This is a genomic window from Streptosporangium brasiliense, from assembly GCF_030811595.1.
Lineage (GTDB): Bacteria > Actinomycetota > Actinomycetes > Streptosporangiales > Streptosporangiaceae > Streptosporangium > Streptosporangium brasiliense.
In genome coordinates this window covers 8,085,724-8,100,996 of the sequence record NZ_JAUSRB010000002.1, presented here as the reverse complement: position 1 = coordinate 8,100,996, position 15,273 = coordinate 8,085,724, and the positions used below count along the sequence as shown (strand labels likewise).

The following is a 15,273-nucleotide window of genomic DNA, read 5'->3' as shown; positions in this document are numbered from 1 at the left end:
GACATGTCGGCAGCTCCTCTCCATCTCGCCGTCGCACTCGACGGCGCCGGATGGCATCCGGCGGCCTGGCGTGACCCCGCCGCCACCCCGAAAACACTGTTCACTGCCGCCTACTGGGCCGGCCTCGTGGCCGAAGCCGAGCACGGCCTGCTCGACTTCGTCACCATCGAAGACTCCCTGGCCCTGCAGACCACCCGCCTGGACGGCGCCGACGGCCGCACCGACCAGGTGCGGGGCCGGTTCGACGCGGTCCTCGTGGCCTCGCGGGTCGCCCCGCTGACCCGGAGGATCGGGCTGGTGCCCACGGTCACGACGACCCACACCGAGCCCTTCCACGTCGCCAGCGCCCTGTCCACCCTGGACTACGTCAGCGCCGGGCGGGCCGGGTGGCGCGTGCAGATCTCCGGCCGCCGCGCCGAGGCCGCCCACTTCGGCCGCCGCGACATCCCCGAGCTCCGGCCGGACAGCTTCGACCGCCCCGAGAGCGTCCGCCTGATCCAGGAGCTGTTCGACGAGGCCGCCGACGCCGTCGAGGTGGTCCGCCGCCTCTGGGACAGCTGGGAGGACGACGCGGTGATCCGCGACGTGGCCACCGGCCGTTTCGTCGACCGCGACAAGCTGCACCACATCGACTTCGAAGGCCCCCGGTTCAGCGTCAGGGGCCCCTCGATCGTCCCGCGGCCGCCCCAGGGGCAGCCGCCGGTCACCGCGCTGGCCCACTCCCGGATACCGTACGAGTTCGCCGCGCGCAGCACCGACGTCGTCCACGTCACCCCGCACGACGGCGAGCAGGCGCGCGCCGTCGTGCGGGAGATCCGCGGGCTCGCCCCCGGTCCGCTGAAGGTCCTCGCCGACCTGGTCGTCTTCCTGGGACAGGACGCCGGGGAGCGCAGGGCCCGGCTCGACGGGCTCGACGGCGCGGTGCACGCCTCCGACGCCGCGATCTTCGCCGGCACCCCCGAGCAGCTCGCCGACCTGCTCCTGGACTGGCGCCGGGCGGGTCTGGACGGCTTCCGGCTGCGCCCCGCCGTACTGCCGGCCGACCTGAGCGCGATCACCCGGGGCCTGGTCCCGGAGCTGCGGCGGCGCGGCGTCTTCCGGCGCGCCTACGAGGCGGCCACGCTCCGCGGCCACCTCGGCCTGCCACGTCCCGCCGGCCGCTACGCGGGGAGCCGACGATGAAGCAGGTCATCCTCGCCGCCCACTTCCCGGGCGTGAACAACCAGACCGTCTGGAGCGACCCGGCCTCGGGCAGCCAGATCGACTTCGCCTCCTTCGCCCACCTCGCGCGGACGGCCGAGCGCGGCAGGTTCGACTTCTTCTTCCTCGCCGACGGCCAGCGGCTGCGCGAGCAGCGCGGCAGGATCCACGACCTCGACGTGGTCGGCCGCCCGGACTCCCTCACCGTGCTGTCCGCCCTCGCCGCGGTCACCACCCACCTGGGGCTGGCCGGGACGGTCAACGCCACCTTCAACGAGCCCTACGAGCTCGCCCGCAAGCTCGCCAGCCTCGACCACCTGTCCGGCGGCCGGGCCGGATGGAACGTCGTCACCTCCTCCGACGCGTTCACCGGGGAGAACTTCCGGCGGGGCGGCTACCTGGACCACTCCCAGCGCTACGAGCGCGCCGAGGAGTTCGTGCGGACGGTCCGCGAGCTCTGGGACTCCTGGGCCGCCGAGGACCTCGTGGCCGACCCCGCGACCGGCACGTTCGCCGCCGCCGGGGCGGGCGCGTTCGCCCACCGGGGCGCCCACTTCGACATCGGCGGGCACTTCACCGTGCCGCGCAGCCCGCAGCGGCACCCGCTGACCATCCAGGCCGGCGACTCCGAAGGGGGCCGGGAGTTCGCGGCGGCCACCGCCGACGCCATCTTCTCCCGGCACGGCAGGCCGGAGGAGGGGCGGGCCTTCTACCGCGACATCAAGGCCAGGGTCGCCGCGCACGGCAGGGACCCCGGCTCGCTGAAGATCCTGCCCGGCGCGACCTTCGCCCTCGGTGACACCGACGCCGAGGCCCAGGAGAACGCCGACCACATCCGGCGCCAGCAGGTCAGCCCGCAGACGGCGATCCTGCTGCTGGAGCAGCTCTGGAACCGCGACCTGTCGGCCTACGACCCCGAGGGCCCGCTGCCGGAGATCGACCCGGACGTCTCGGAGGAGTCCATCATCAAGGGCCGCACCCGCATGTCCAGGGACCCGCTGAAGACGGCGGCCGAGTGGCGGGCCCTGGCCGAGGCGAAGAAACTCGGCATCCGCGACCTCGTCATCGAGGTCACCGGCAGGCAGTCCTTCATCGGCTCGCCCGCGCGGGTCGCCGAGGAGATCAACGAGTCCGTGCAGAGCGACGCGGCCGACGGCTTCATCCTGGTGCCGCACCTGACGCCCACCGGGCTGGACGAGTTCGTGGACAAGGTCGTCCCGCTGCTGCAGGAGCGCGGGGTGCTGCGCGCCGAATACGGGACGACCACGCTCCGCGGCCATCTCGGACTGGAGGGCGACGTATGAAGTTCCTGGCCATCACCCTGATCGTGCACGGACCGGACCCCATCACCGGCGAGCTGAAGTCCACCGGCGCGCGCCTGCGCGAGGTGGTGGACAACGCGGTCCTCGCTGAGGAGCTCGGCTTCGACGGCTTCGGCGTGGGGGAGCGGCACGAGCGCCCCTTCATCTCCTCCTCCCCGCCGGTCGTGCTCAGCCACATCGCCGCCAGGACCTCCACCATCAAGCTGTTCACCGCGGTGACCACGCTGAGCCTGCTCGACCCGGTCCGGGCCTTCGAGGACTACTCCACCCTCGACCACCTCTCCGGCGGCCGCCTGGAGCTGATCATCGGCAAGGGGAACGGGGCCGCGCAGGCCCAGCTCTTCCACGTGACCGGTGCGGACCAGTGGGACCGCAACCGGGAGAGCTACGAGCTGTTCCGCCGCCTGTGGCGCGAGGACAAGGTCACCTGGTCCGGCCGGTTCCGGCCGCCGCTGGTGGAGGCCGAGACCTGGCCGCGCCCGCTGCAGCGGCCCATCCGCGTCTGGCACGGCAGCGCCACCAGCAGGGAGTCGGTGGACCTCGCCGCGAGCTACGGTGACCCGCTCTTCTCCGCCAACGTCACCAACCCGGTCGAGCCCTACGCCGAGCTGGTCGACCACTACCGGGAACGCTGGGAGTTCCACGGCCACGACCCCGCCGACGCCCTCGTCGGCGCGGGCAGCGCCGGCTACTACGCGGCCAGGAACTCCCAGGACGCGATCGAGACCTACCGGCCGATCTTCAACGCCCGTCTGGCGCTGTTCAAGAAGGTCGGGGTGGACCCGGTCTTCCACACGCTGGAGGACGCGATCGAGCGCAGCTCGATCCTGGTCGGCAGCCCCCAGCAGATCATCGACAAGGTCCACCGCTACCATGAGAGGCTCGGGCACGAGGTCATGCATCTGCACGCCGACGCGGACGGCCTGACCGACAAGCAGCACCGGGCCGCCCTCGAACTCTTCCAGAGCGAGATCGCCCCCGTGCTGCGCAGGGAGATCCCCAGCCGGCCGTTCCCCCGGTACGGAAGGCAGTCATGACCTCCCTGTCGATCCTCGACCTTTCTCCCGTCCCCTCCGGGGGGACGGCCGGCGACGCGCTGCGCAACACACTGGACCTGGCCGGGCGCGCCGAGGAGTTCGGCTACCGCCGCTACTGGCTGGCCGAGCACCACTTCGCGCCCGGCGTCGCGAGCGCCGCCCCCGCCGTGCTCATCGCCCTGGTGGCGGCCGCGACCAGCACGATCAGGGTCGGCTCCGGTGCCGTGCAGCTCGGCCACCAGACGGCCCTCGCCGTGGTCGAGCAGTTCGGCCTGATCGACGCGCTGCATCCGGGCCGCATCGACCTGGGGCTCGGCCGGTCGGGCCGGCGCAAGGCCGAGTTCGCCGAACTCGCCGAGAAGCCCTCGCGGCCGTCCCCGCCCGCCAGGGTCGTCGACGGGCTGCTCATCCCGGAGGGGTTCTCCTTCGCCGCGCTCGCCGCCTCGCCGATCCTCACGCTGTACGGCTCGCTGTTGCAGCAGCCGGGCGCGCGGAGCCCGGACTTCGCCGACCAGGTGGACGACATCATCGCGCTGCTGGCCGGGACCTACCGGTCGGCCGACGGGCTGGCGGCGCACGCCGTACCGGGTGAGGGCGCGGACGTGGAGCTGTGGGTGCTGGGCAGCAGCGGCGGGCAGAGCGCGCAGGTGGCGGGGGAGCGCGGGCTGTCGTTCGCGGCGAACTACCACGTCAGCCCGTCCACCGTGCTGGAGGCGGCCGAGGCCTACCGGGAGGCGTTCAAGCCCTCGGCGACCCTGGCCGCGCCCCGTCTGATCGTCTCCGCCGACGTGGTCGTCGCCGAGGACGACGACACGGCCCGCGAGCTCGCCTCGCCGTACGGGCTGTGGGTGCGCAGCATCCGCACCGGCGCGGGCGCGATCCCGTTCCCGACGCCGGAGGAGGCCGCCGCCCACGAGTGGACCGAGGAGGACCGCGCGCTGGTCGCCGACCGGGTGGCCACCCAGTTCGTCGGCTCGCCGCGGACCGTCGCCGAGCGGCTGCGCGTCCTGCGCGACGTCACCGGCGCCGACGAGCTGCTCGTCACCACCATCACCCACGACCACGCCGACCGGGTCCGCTCCTACGAGCTGCTCGCCGCGGAGTGGGCCACCGGCTGAGCGCGCGGCCGGCCCGGCCTCCTCACACGCCCCTGACAGGCTCCGGAACGCATCCGGCAGGCAGGGCCCCGGGACGCATACGGCGCGTGGCCCGGCGAGGGACCACGCGCCGCAGGCGACCGCCTGACCGGTCAGGTGCGTTTGGCGATGGCGGTGATGAGGGGCTGGACGAGCCGGGCGGCCAGCGGGCCGAACGCGGCGAGGATGAGGACGTAGGCGGCGGCCAGCGGGCCGAGGTCGGGATGGACCCCGGCGGCCACGGCCAGGCCCGCGATCACGATGTTGAACTCGCCGCGGGGGATGAGCGCGATGCCCGCCCGCGCCCGTCCGGCCTTCGCGATCCCCGCCCGGCGGGCGGCGTAGGCGCCGGTGAGCAGCTTGGTGACCATGCTGACCAGGGCGAGCAGCGCGGCCAGCCCGGCCACCGGGCCGATCTTGGTGGGATCGGTCTGCAGGCCGAAGAAGACGAAGAACACCGCGGCGAACAGGTCGCGGAGCGGGGTCAGCAGCGCCTGGGCGTCCTCGGCCAGCTCGCCGGAGACCGCGATGCCGACCAGGAACGCGCCGACCGCGGCCGAGACCTGGAGCTGCTGGGCCACTCCGGCGACCAGCAGCGCGAGCCCGACCAGCTTCAGCAGCAGCACCTCCGAGTTGGGGCTGGAGATGAACGCCTCGATGAGGCGGCCGTAGCGCAGGGCGAGCAGCAGGACGACGCTGACGGTGGCCAGCGCGATGCCCACGGTGACCGCGCCGCCGACGAAGCTCACCCCGGCCAGCATGGCGGTCAGGATCGGCAGGTAGACCGCCATGGTCAGGTCCTCGAAGACCAGCAGGGACAGCACCACCGGGGTCTCCCGGTTACCGATCCATCCCAGGTCGGACAGGACCTTGGCGGTGATGCCCGAGGAGGTGGCGTAGGTGACGCCGGCCATGGCGACCGCGGCCACCGGGCCCCAGCCGAGCAGCAGCGCGGCGACCGCGCCGGGGGCCGCGTTGAGCACCAGGTCGACGACGCCGGCGCGGGCGTTGCCCTTCAGGCTCGTCACCAGCTCGTCGGCGTTGTACTCCAGGCCGAGGGTGAGCAGCAGCAGGATGACGCCGAGCTCGGCGCCGACCGAGATGAACTCCTCGCTGGTGGCCAGGGGCAGGATGCCGCCCTGCCCGAAGGCCAGTCCAGCGACCAGGTAGAGGGGGATGGGGGAGATGCCGACGCGCATGGCGAGGGCCCCGAGAATGCCGAGCCCGAGAAGGACGGCGCCGAACTCCAGGAACAGGATCGCTGTCGAGTGCACCCGCTGCCCTAACCGTTGGTCAGGATGTCGGCGACGGCGGCGGTGCTCTCCGGGCTGCCCACGACGACGACCACGTCGCCGTCGGTGAACACGAAGTCGGGGCCGGGGCTGGCGAAGACCTGGCCGGCGCGGACCACGGCCACGATGGAGGCGCCGGTGCGGGTGCGCACGCGCGCGTCACCCATCGGGCGGCCGGCGTACGGCGTGCCGGACAGGATGGGGAGCTGCAGGCTGACCAGCCCTTCGACCTCGCGGTGCAGGGCGTTGAGACGCTGCACGATGCGCGGGGCGCCGAGGAGCTCGCAGAGCGCGTCGGCCTCCTCGTCGTTCAGTTTTATCGTCTCGCACGCCCGGTCGGGATCGGCAGGGTCGTATATCACTAAGTCGCGGCGGCCGGTCCGGTGGGAGACGATCCCGATGCGCCGGCCCGAGCGGGTGGTGAACTCGTGCCGTAGTCCGATTCCGGGCAGCGCCGTCTGCTCGACCTCCACCGTACGGTCCTCCATCTGGTCATATGTCGGTTGTTTACCTGAACCTACCAATCAGTGCACGGAAGGGCGGGCAAGGAATAACCGCTATTACCGATTGGCTTTATAGGTTATTGGGCCGGCGATGGGTGGGACCCAAGCCCCAGGTCGCCGAGCGGATCGAGGAGTGCGCCGCGCTCGGCATCGAGGAATCCGTGCTGTCCGGCTACCCCCACCTGGAGGAGGCGTACCGGTCCGGCGAGGGCGTCCTTCCCCGGGTGCTCGCTCCTGTGGCAAGGTGAACAGAATCACATTCGGTCCGTACGGCTTGCGCGCGGCCGTGCCGGGGAGGAGTCCCAGCCCATGCCTGACGACCGCCCGTACGACATCGTGCTCTTCGGCGCCACCGGCTTCACCGGCGAGCTGACCGCGCGGTATCTGGCCCGCAGTGCCGGTCCCGGCTGCCGCTGGGCGCTGGCCGGCCGCAACCGGGCCAAGCTCGGAGCGGTCCGGGACCGCATCGGCCTGCCCGAGCTGCCGCTGCTCCACGCGGACGTGACGGACCCGGCCTCGCTGGCGGAGCTGGCCCGCCAGGCCAGGGTCGTCGCCACCACCGTGGGCCCCTACCTCTCCTACGGCGAGCCGCTCGTGGCCGCCTGCGCCGACGCGGGCACCCACTACGCCGACATCACCGGCGAGCCGGAGTTCGTCGACCTGATGTTCACCCGCCACCACCACCGGGCCGAGCGGACCGGGGCGAAGATCGTGCACGCCTGCGGGTTCGACTCCGTCCCGCACGACCTCGGCGCCTACTTCACCGTCAACCGGCTCCCCGAGGGGGTGCCGATCGAGGTGGACGGGTTCGTGCGGGGCAACGGCAAGCCATCGGGCGGCACCGTCCACTCCGCCCTCACGGCGATCTCCCGGCCCCGGCAGACCGCCCGGGCCGCGCTCGCCCGGCGCGCGGCCGAAGGGCGGCCCACCGGCCGCCGCGCGCGCGGCATCGCCGGACCGCCCCGCTACGTGGGAGGCTGGGCCCTGCCCCTGCCCACGATCGACCCGCGGATCGTGGCGCGCTCGGCCCGCGCGCTGGAGCGCTACGGCCCCGACTTCACCTACCGCCACCACGTCGCCGTCAGGCGGCTGCCCGCCGCGCTGGGGCTCGTGGCCGGCACCGGCGCCCTCGTCGCGCTCGCCCAGCTCCCCCCGGTCCGCTCCTGGCTGCTCGGCCGGACCGCCTCCGGCGACGGACCCACCCCCGAACAGCGGGCCAGGAGCTGGTTCAAGGTCACCTTCCTCGGCCGGGGCGGCGGCGAGCGCGTCGTCACCGAGGTGGCGGGCGGCGACCCCGGCTACGACGAGACCGCCAAGATGCTCGCCGAGTCGGCGCTCTGCCTGGCCTTCGACGACCTGCCGCCGGTCAGTGGCCAGGTCACCACGGCCGTGGCGATGGGCGGGGCGCTGATCGAGCGGCTCCAGCGGGCGGGCATCACCTTCACGGTGCTGAGCGGCCCGTCGAAGTAGACCTCGCCGGAGCGAGGAATCGGTCATCCGTTAACCGTCAAATATGCATATCGGAGTCCCTTCACCACTTATGATCATTTGAACTGCCCCGGGATGACGAGGAAGGACCCCTGTGGCCGACAATCGGAGCGAGCGGAACGCCGGCATCGACACGACCCGGCCCAGCATCGCCAGGGCTTACGACGTCGTCCTCAACGGCAAGGACAACTTCGAGGTCGACCGCGCCTTCGTCGCCGAGATCGTGAAGGTCGTCCCGGAGATCTACGACGTGGCGGCCTACAACCGGCAGATCCTCGGCCGGGGGGTGCGCTTCCTGTCCGGCCAGGGCATCACCCAGTTCGTCGACCTCGGCTCGGGGCTGCCGACGGAGGAGAACACCCACCAGGTCGCGCAGCGCGCCAATCCGGAGTCGCGGGTCGTCTACGTCGACAACGACCCGATGGTGCTGGCCCACGGCCGGGCGCTGCTCGCGGAGAACGACCGCACGGCGGTCATCACCTCCGACCTGCGTGACACCGAGGCCATCCTCTCCGACCCGGCCTTCAAGAACCTCATCGACCTCGGCCGCCCGGTGGCCGTGATGCTGGTCGGCATCCTGCACCACCTGCACGACGACGAGGACCCCCGGGCGATCGTCGAGGCCTACATGGCGGCAGTCCCGCCGGGCAGCTATCTGTTCATCACCCACTTCTGCGCCTCCACCCAGGAATCGCGCGACGCCGAGCGGAAGTACCTCGCGCTGCTGGGCACCGGCCGGTTCCGCACGCCGGAGGAGATCACCGCCTTCTTCGACGGCTTCGAGCTCCTCGACCCGGGCGTCGTCCCGCTGCCCCTGTGGCGGCCAGACGGACCCGTCCCCAGGAAGCTCACGGTGGGCCAGCAGCTCATGTACGGCGGCATCGCCTACAAGCGTTGAGGTCCTCCGCCGGACCGCGCCGGACACGCGGTTGATCAACCGGCCGGGTCCGGGGAGCAGGCCCCGCCCGCCCGCCGCCTCGACGGGTGGTACGGCGGGCGGACCCCACAGCCACCCGCCGTACCGGCTCGTCGGCCCGTCCTCCGACGGGTGGTACGGCGGGCAGGCCCCACACCCGCCCGCCGTACCGGCTCACTCGGGCGCCCCCGGAGCCCGCTCCGCCCCGGTGACCCCGCGGGCGCCCGCCCGGCGTCCGGCGCGGCGGGCGGCGACCACGTCGGTGAGGGCCACGGCCAGCGCGACCAGCACGAAGCCGATGGTGACCAGCAGCGCGCGCCGGAACGCCAGGGCGTAGTCGCCGTGCGAGGAGGCGACCTCGGCGAAGAACACCGAGCCGACCACCGCGATGCCGAGGGCGGTGCCGATCCGCTGGCCCGTCTGCAGCACGCCGCCGGCGGTGCCGGCCTCGGCCACCGGGACCTCCGACAGGGTCAGCGTCTGGTTGGGGGAGATCACCAGGCCGCTGCCGAGCCCGGCCACCAGCAGCGGCAGCGCGATCGCCCAGGCAACCTGCTGGCCGGGGACCAGGCGCACGGCGAGCTCCGTGACGGTCAGCCCGACGGCGACCAGTACCAGACCCAGCACCACCAGCGGGCGGCCGAGCCGGGTGACGACCCGGCCCCCCAGCACGGAGGCCGCGGCCGAGCCCGCCGCGAACGGCATGCTCGCCAGGCCCGCTTCCAGGGCGGGGTAGCGCAGGCCGTCCTGCAGGTACAGGGTCAGCACGAAGAAGATCGCGGTGAAGCCCGCGAAGTAGAGCGCCGCGATCAGGGCGCCCAGGGCGTAGGAGCGCCTGCCGAACAGCGACAGGTTGACCACCGGCTCGCGGCGCCGCCCGTACCGGCGCTCCCACTCCACGAAGCCGGCGAGGACGGCGAGCCCGGCGGCCGGCGGCAGCCACCTGTCCCGGCCGTGCCACTGCTGCCCCTCGACGAGCGGCAGCAGCACCAGCACGACGCCGGCGGCCAGCAGCAGCACGCCCACCGGGTCCATGCTCTCCCGCCGCCGTCCGTCCCGCGCCCGGGGCGGGATGTAGCGGTATGCCAGGACCATGGCCAGGACGCCGATCGGCACGTTGACGTAGAAGACGAGGCGCCACCCGTCGTGCCCGCCGCCGAGATGGATGAGCAGCCCGCCGAGCAGCGGGCCGATCGCGGTGGAGATGCCGATGGTGGCGCCCAGCAGCCCGAACGCCCGGCCCCGCTCCGCACCCCGGAAGAGCTGCTGGATCAGGCCGCTGACCTGCGGGTTGATCACCCCGCCCGCCACCCCCTGGACGAGCCGCGCCACGACCAGCCAGGTCGGGTTCTGGGCGACTCCGGCTGCCGCGCTGGCCAGGGTGAACAGGGCGACGCCGGAGACGAAGACGTCGCGTCGGCCCCGCATGTCGCCGAAGCGCCCGGCGGGCACCAGCACCAGCCCGAAGGTGAGCGCGTAACCGGACACCACCCACTGCAGGGCGCTCTGCGGGGAGTCCAGCCCGGTGCGGATGGAGGGCAGCGCCACGTTGACGATGCTGACGTCCAGCAGGGTCATGAAGCCGGCCACCAGGCAGACGGTCAGCGCCTTCCACCGGCGCGGGTCCGTCCCCTCCGGCCGCTGCGCGGTCGACGTCCCGCCCGGCCGGGGTCCGGTGCTCATCCGGCCGGACGCCGTCCGGCACGTCCCCGTCCGGCGTCTCCCACGTCTCCGGGCAGCGCCGGTGGCCGGCTGGTGATCATGATGACCGCCTCGTCCTCGACTCTGGCGAAACTTCCGGTGATTCAGCAGCGCATACCTACCCTTTTCGGATAGTCCAATCACAACGCGCGGAGCGGCCCGTGGAGAAAGGAGCACGGCGGGCGGCCATGCCCGCCCGCCGTGCTCCGTCAGGGGTCGTACTCCGCTGAGCGGTTCTCAGCCGATCAGATCGGCTGCCACAGGGCGGGGACGTTCGGCGGCTCCCAGCCGGGCAGTGAGGTGTGACCCTGCAGGCATCGGTAGCTGACACCGTTGTAGGTCACCGTGTCCCCGGCCGCGTACGGGGTCCAGACCTCCCAGGTCGTGCCGCCCTGCCCGCCGCTGACGGTGAGGCTGAAGGAGGCGGAGCGGTCGGAGCTCGCGCCGTCGGCGTTGAGGTTGATCGTGTAGGTCCCGGCGGGCGTGTTCGCCGAGGTGGCGACCGTGACCGCGGAGGACTGGCCGGAGGTGATGTTCGCCGGGTTGAAGGAGACGGTCGTGCCGGCGGGCAGACCGGTGGCGCTCAGCAGGACGGCCTGCGCGTTACCTGAGGTCACCTGGGTGCTGAGCGTCGCACTGGCCGACTGGCCGGGCTGTACCGAGGCCGAGGACGGGCTCACCGAGACCGAGTAGTCGTCCGTGGGAGGAGGGGTGTTCCCCACGGCGAGCTTCCACAGGGCGTTGGCGATGGCGTCGCTGTTGCGGTCCAGCGCGGTGCTGTTGATGTTGGAGGTGGTGTCGCAGGCGGAGTGGTAGCAGCGGTCGAAGGCCTGGCCGGCGGCGCCGCCCCACTTGGTGGCCTGGGCCGAGCTCTTCACGCTGGAGGCGCCGGTGAAGACGCCGCCCACCTTGACGCCCGCGTTCTTGAACGGGGCGTGGTCGCTGCGGCCGTCACCCTCGGTCTCGATCTCGGTCGGGACACTGAGCGTGGCGTAGTAGTCCTTGAAGATCTTCTCCAGGGCGGTGTCGTCGTCGTAGACGAAGTAGCCCGGGTTCGGCGAGGCGATCATGTCGAAGTTGAGATACGCCTCGACGCCGGCGGCCCCGCCGTTCTGGACGTAGTGGGTCGAGCCGCGCATGCCGAGCTCCTCGGCGCCCCACCAGCCGAAGCGGACGTGCTTGGTCAGCGTGGGGTTGCGGTCGGCCAGGGTCAGCGCGACCTCCAGCAGCGCCGCCGAGCCGGAGCCGTTGTCGTTGATGCCGGGGCCGGCGCTCACGCTGTCGAGGTGGCTGCCGAGCATGACCGTCGGGCCGGTGGGGCCGGCCGGCCAGTTGGCGATCAGGTTGGCGTGGGTCTGGCCGTTGTAGGTGAAGTTCTGCACCGTGGTGGTGTAGCCGGCCGCGTCCAGCTTGCCCTTGATGTAGTTCAGCGAGGCGGTGTAGCCGGAGGTGGCCGAGGCCCGGTTGCCGCCGTTGCCGGAGGCGATCGACTGCAGCTGGTTCAGGTGCGCGCTCACGTTGGCCACCGGGATGTCCGGCGCTCCGGTCGGCGGGTTGCCGGTGCCGACGGTCAGCGAGTAGCTCGCCGTCTTGTCCGCGTCGGCGCCGTCGGCGGTGACCGTCACCGAGGAGGTGCCGGCCGGGGTGTTCCCCGAGGTGGCCAGCGTCAGCGTCGACGTCTGGCCGGCCGTGATGGTGGCCGGGCTGAAGGACGCGGTCGCGCCCGCGGGCAGGCCGGAGGCCCGCAGCGCGATGGACTGGGCGCTGCCGGCGGTCACCGTGGTCCGCACGGTGGTGGTGGCGGACTGGCCGGCCTGCACGCTGCCCGAGGTCGGGCTGAGCGAGAGCGAGAAGTCGTTGCCGGGCGGGTTCACCGTGCAGGTCGGCTCGCCGCTCTGCGCCGGGACGTTGACGGCGGTCCAGGCGGCCTTGGTCGCGTTGATCTCGACGCAGCTGTTGGGGAAGAGCTGCTTGGCCGCGGCCACGGTGGTCGAGCGGGCCTTGGCGTGCGTCCACGGGGTGGTCTTGCTGTTCAGGCCGGACATGAAGATCTGGCCGGCCTTCTGGATGCCGATGCCGGTCAGGCTGGAGGGGCCGGAGCAGACCGGGCTGGTGGGCTTGCCGGGCGGGTTGGTGCCCTCGGCCAGCAGGTAGAACCAGTGGTTCTGCGGGCCGGCCGCGGCGTGCACCTCGGTGTTGGGGATGGAGGAGCTGTAGCAGTTGGGGTCGCCCAGCGCGCCCGGGTTGTACATGTTGCGGATCGGCCCCTGGCCGACCAGGTTGACCTCCTCGCCGACGAGGTAGTCCGGCGGGTCGGAGGCGTTGGCCGCGAAGTGCTCGGTCAGTGCGCCGAAGATGTCGCCGGTCGACTCGTTCAGGCCGCCGGCCTCGTTGCCGCTGCCCGCGCCGCCGGAACCGGAGAACTGGAAGATCGCGTGGCCGTACTCGTGTGCCACCACGTCCATCGGGGTGGCCTGCTGGGTGTTGGCCTGGTTGTGGCCGAAGTTGGTGTAGGAGCCGTTCCAGTAGGCGTTGACGTCGGAGAGGCCGACGCGGGCGGGGAAGGCGCCGCCGGAGCCGTTGAAGCCGTTGCGGCCCAGCCAGTCGCGCAGCATGTTCCACTCCTGCTGGGCGGCGTACAGCGCGTCCACGCAGGCGGTCTCCAGGTTGGTGCCCTGGCCGTTGCCCCAGGAGTCGTCGGTGCCGGTGTAGGCCGAGCCGTTCTGGCCGCCGCAGCGCAGGCCCGACCGGGTGGTGTCCGTCATGGAATACGAACCGCCGGAGCCGGAGGTCTGGATGGTCACCGGGTTGCCGTTGTAGAAGCTGTTGCCGGTACCGGCGCGGACGTCGTCGTAGGAGTCCACGACCGACCCGTCGAGGGCGTCGACGAAGACGTGCAGGACGCTCGGGGCCTCCTTCGTGGCGCCGGTGACGACCACCTCCCAGGCGAGCTTGGCCTGCTTGCCGGCCGCGTGCACGACCAGCCGGGGGGTGCTCACGCTCTCCACGGTCGCCAGCCTGCCGCGGGCGGTGACGGCCGCGGTGGCGGCGTCGATCTTGCTCTTGACGCCCACCTTGATCTCGGCGCGCTGGCCCGAGGCCACCGAGCCGACCTCCTGGCCCGTCCTGTCGGTGGTGACGACCACGTCACCGCCGTAGACGGGCAGCCCGCGGTGGGTCCGCGAGTAGGTCAGGTACTGCAGGCCGCGGGTACCCGCGACGGTGTTCGTCAGCGTGAACTCGTCCTGAGCTCCCTTGAACAGGGCCTCGGACCTGGCGGCGAGGGCGCCGTCGGCGCTGGAGATCGCGCGCTTGCGGGATTCGGGGTCCGGCGGCGCGAACGCCGGCGGATCCAGGGATATGGTGCGGGCGGCGGTGCCCGCGGGGGCTGTGGCGGCGCCGGCGGCGCTCACCACCGAGGTCGCGGTCATGGCGACGGCAGCCAGTGCGGCGACGGCGCCCAGTCTGACCTTGGGATTCACGCGGGGTGACTCCTCTCGGTGTCCCTTGGGGGGTTAGAGGGATGCAAGGAGCCCTGACGGTTTGGGCTGGACCAAAGCTGACACCGTGACTGCGGGGCGAGTACCCCACGAAATTGCATAACTTCGCGATATAGGCGGCTACACAGGTGGTGACAGCGGCAGATGGCGCCTCAGCCATGACGCGTAGACGGGGGCCCGCCGTACCTCGGCCCAGTAGGTCTTGGTGACCGCCTGGACCAGGTCGGGACCGTGCCGGGCGACCGGCCCGTGCTCGGTCCACCCGATCATGTGGCGGAAGCGCAGCGGGGTCCCGGCGAGCGGCCGGATGACGATCCCCGGGTAGCCCTTGCTGGTCGCCTGGAACATGCCCACGCACCGGGCGGAGGAGATGAGGTCGATGGCGAGACTGAGGTCGGCGGAGTAGGCGATCTTCGGGGCGAAGCCCTGCCGGGCGCAGGCGGCCCAGAAGTGTTCGCGGTGCCCGGACTCGGCCAGCGCGTGCAGGCTCCAGTCCTCGTCGGCGAGGTCCCGCAGCTCGATCTCCTCCCGCTGGGCGAGCGGGTGGGACACGGCCAGCCCGACGAAGATCGGCTCTACGGCCACGCCCGCGTAGACCACGCCGGGGGGCGGTGAGAGCTCGTGCCCCGGATAGTCGCCGAGGGTGGCGAGTTCCAGGCGCTCGGACTCCAGCAGTCCGGGCAGCAGGTCCATCGCCTCTTCGGTGCGGACGGTGATGTCGGCGCCGGCCAGCAGCTCGTTAAGGCATTTAATAACATTTATCGCTAGATGGCTGGACATACAGCCCAGCCGAATCCGGAGCTTCTCCGCGGTCTGCTCGGCGTAGCGCATGCCGTCCCGTCGCAGCTCGTCGAAGGCGGGCAGCAGTGACCGAGCCCTGATCAGCACCCAGGTGCCGAGCTGTGTGGGCTGCGCCCCCTGCCGGCCCCGCTCGAACAGTGGCCCGCCGAACATCCGCTCGATGCGGCGCAGCTGCGTGGCGAGCGCGGGCTGCGACATCTTGAGTGCGGTTGCCGCCTTGGAAATGCTGCCCGAGTCGGCGATCGCACAGATTGCTCGTAAATGACGCACTTCTAGGTCCACACCGAAAGGTTAATAGTAAAGAATCTTTCCGGTAAGACCCAAGTTTTGGGATGCCCCCCACGGCCCGGCACCGGTACCCGTGGTCCGTCACCGAC

General features: G+C 72.1%; 11 protein-coding genes and 1 pseudogene. 7 read left to right on the top strand and 5 right to left on the bottom strand.

Features of this window, described 5'->3' with window-relative positions; all coding sequences use genetic code 11:
* Window positions 1-3 precede the first annotated feature (3 nt).
* The 4 genes from J2S55_RS46215 to J2S55_RS46200 are packed head-to-tail and all read left to right on the top strand — an operon-like array spanning window position 4 to window position 4,677.
* Window positions 4-1,182 carry an LLM class flavin-dependent oxidoreductase gene (locus tag J2S55_RS46215; RefSeq protein ID WP_306874839.1) on the top strand — a complete coding sequence of 393 codons (1,179 nt, stop codon included), beginning with the start codon at window positions 4-6 and terminating at the stop codon, window positions 1,180-1,182.
* A complete protein-coding gene (locus J2S55_RS46210) occupies window positions 1,179-2,504 on the top strand; it encodes an NtaA/DmoA family FMN-dependent monooxygenase (protein ID WP_306874836.1) in 1,326 nt (441 codons plus the stop codon). The genes J2S55_RS46215 and J2S55_RS46210 overlap by 4 nt, the downstream gene beginning before the upstream one ends.
* Entirely contained in the window at window positions 2,501-3,559 is a 1,059-nt protein-coding gene (locus J2S55_RS46205; RefSeq protein ID WP_306874833.1) for an LLM class flavin-dependent oxidoreductase, read from the top strand. Before J2S55_RS46210 ends, J2S55_RS46205 begins: the two co-directional genes overlap by 4 nt.
* The gene (locus J2S55_RS46200; protein ID WP_306874829.1) at window positions 3,556-4,677 is read left to right on the top strand and encodes an MsnO8 family LLM class oxidoreductase; all 1,122 of its coding nucleotides are present in this window, start codon (window positions 3,556-3,558) and stop codon (window positions 4,675-4,677) included. The genes J2S55_RS46205 and J2S55_RS46200 overlap by 4 nt, the downstream gene beginning before the upstream one ends.
* Window positions 4,678-4,808: 131 nt before the next feature.
* Here the strand turns inward: J2S55_RS46200 and J2S55_RS46195 are convergent, their stop codons facing one another.
* Window positions 4,809-5,969, bottom strand: coding sequence for a cation:proton antiporter (locus J2S55_RS46195; RefSeq protein WP_306874827.1), 1,161 nt, complete (start codon window positions 5,967-5,969; stop codon window positions 4,809-4,811).
* Between the two features lie 8 nt (window positions 5,970-5,977).
* Window positions 5,978-6,460, bottom strand: coding sequence for a cation:proton antiporter regulatory subunit (locus J2S55_RS46190; RefSeq protein WP_306875901.1), 483 nt, complete (start codon window positions 6,458-6,460; stop codon window positions 5,978-5,980).
* A gap of 134 nt (window positions 6,461-6,594) precedes the next feature.
* On the opposite strand from J2S55_RS46190, the pseudogene J2S55_RS46185 reads away from it, so the two are divergent.
* The 3 genes and pseudogenes from J2S55_RS46185 to J2S55_RS46175 form a co-directional block, all read left to right on the top strand.
* Window positions 6,595-6,738, top strand: a pseudogene (locus tag J2S55_RS46185) (alkanesulfonate monooxygenase); the annotation flags it as partial.
* Between the two features lie 61 nt (window positions 6,739-6,799).
* Window positions 6,800-7,960 carry a saccharopine dehydrogenase family protein gene (locus tag J2S55_RS46180; RefSeq protein WP_306874824.1) on the top strand — a complete coding sequence of 387 codons (1,161 nt, stop codon included), beginning with the start codon at window positions 6,800-6,802 and terminating at the stop codon, window positions 7,958-7,960.
* A 112-nt stretch (window positions 7,961-8,072) separates the two neighbouring features.
* On the top strand, window positions 8,073-8,876 hold the full coding sequence (locus tag J2S55_RS46175; protein ID WP_306874821.1) for an SAM-dependent methyltransferase: 804 nt from the start codon (window positions 8,073-8,075) through the stop codon (window positions 8,874-8,876).
* 192 nt (window positions 8,877-9,068) lie between these two features.
* Here J2S55_RS46175 and J2S55_RS46170 read toward each other — a convergent pair whose 3' ends face one another.
* The 3 genes from J2S55_RS46170 to J2S55_RS46160 form a co-directional block, all read right to left on the bottom strand.
* A complete protein-coding gene (locus J2S55_RS46170) occupies window positions 9,069-10,577 on the bottom strand; it encodes an MFS transporter (RefSeq protein ID WP_306874818.1) in 1,509 nt (502 codons plus the stop codon).
* Window positions 10,578-10,840: 263 nt separating this feature from the next.
* Window positions 10,841-14,077: a M28 family peptidase gene (locus J2S55_RS46165; RefSeq protein WP_306874815.1), complete on the bottom strand. Its 3,237-nt coding sequence runs from the start codon at window positions 14,075-14,077 to the stop codon at window positions 10,841-10,843.
* Window positions 14,078-14,215: 138 nt separating this feature from the next.
* A complete protein-coding gene (locus J2S55_RS46160; protein WP_306875898.1) occupies window positions 14,216-15,166 on the bottom strand; it encodes a LysR family transcriptional regulator in 951 nt (316 codons plus the stop codon).
* Between the last annotated feature and the right edge of the window lie 107 nt (window positions 15,167-15,273).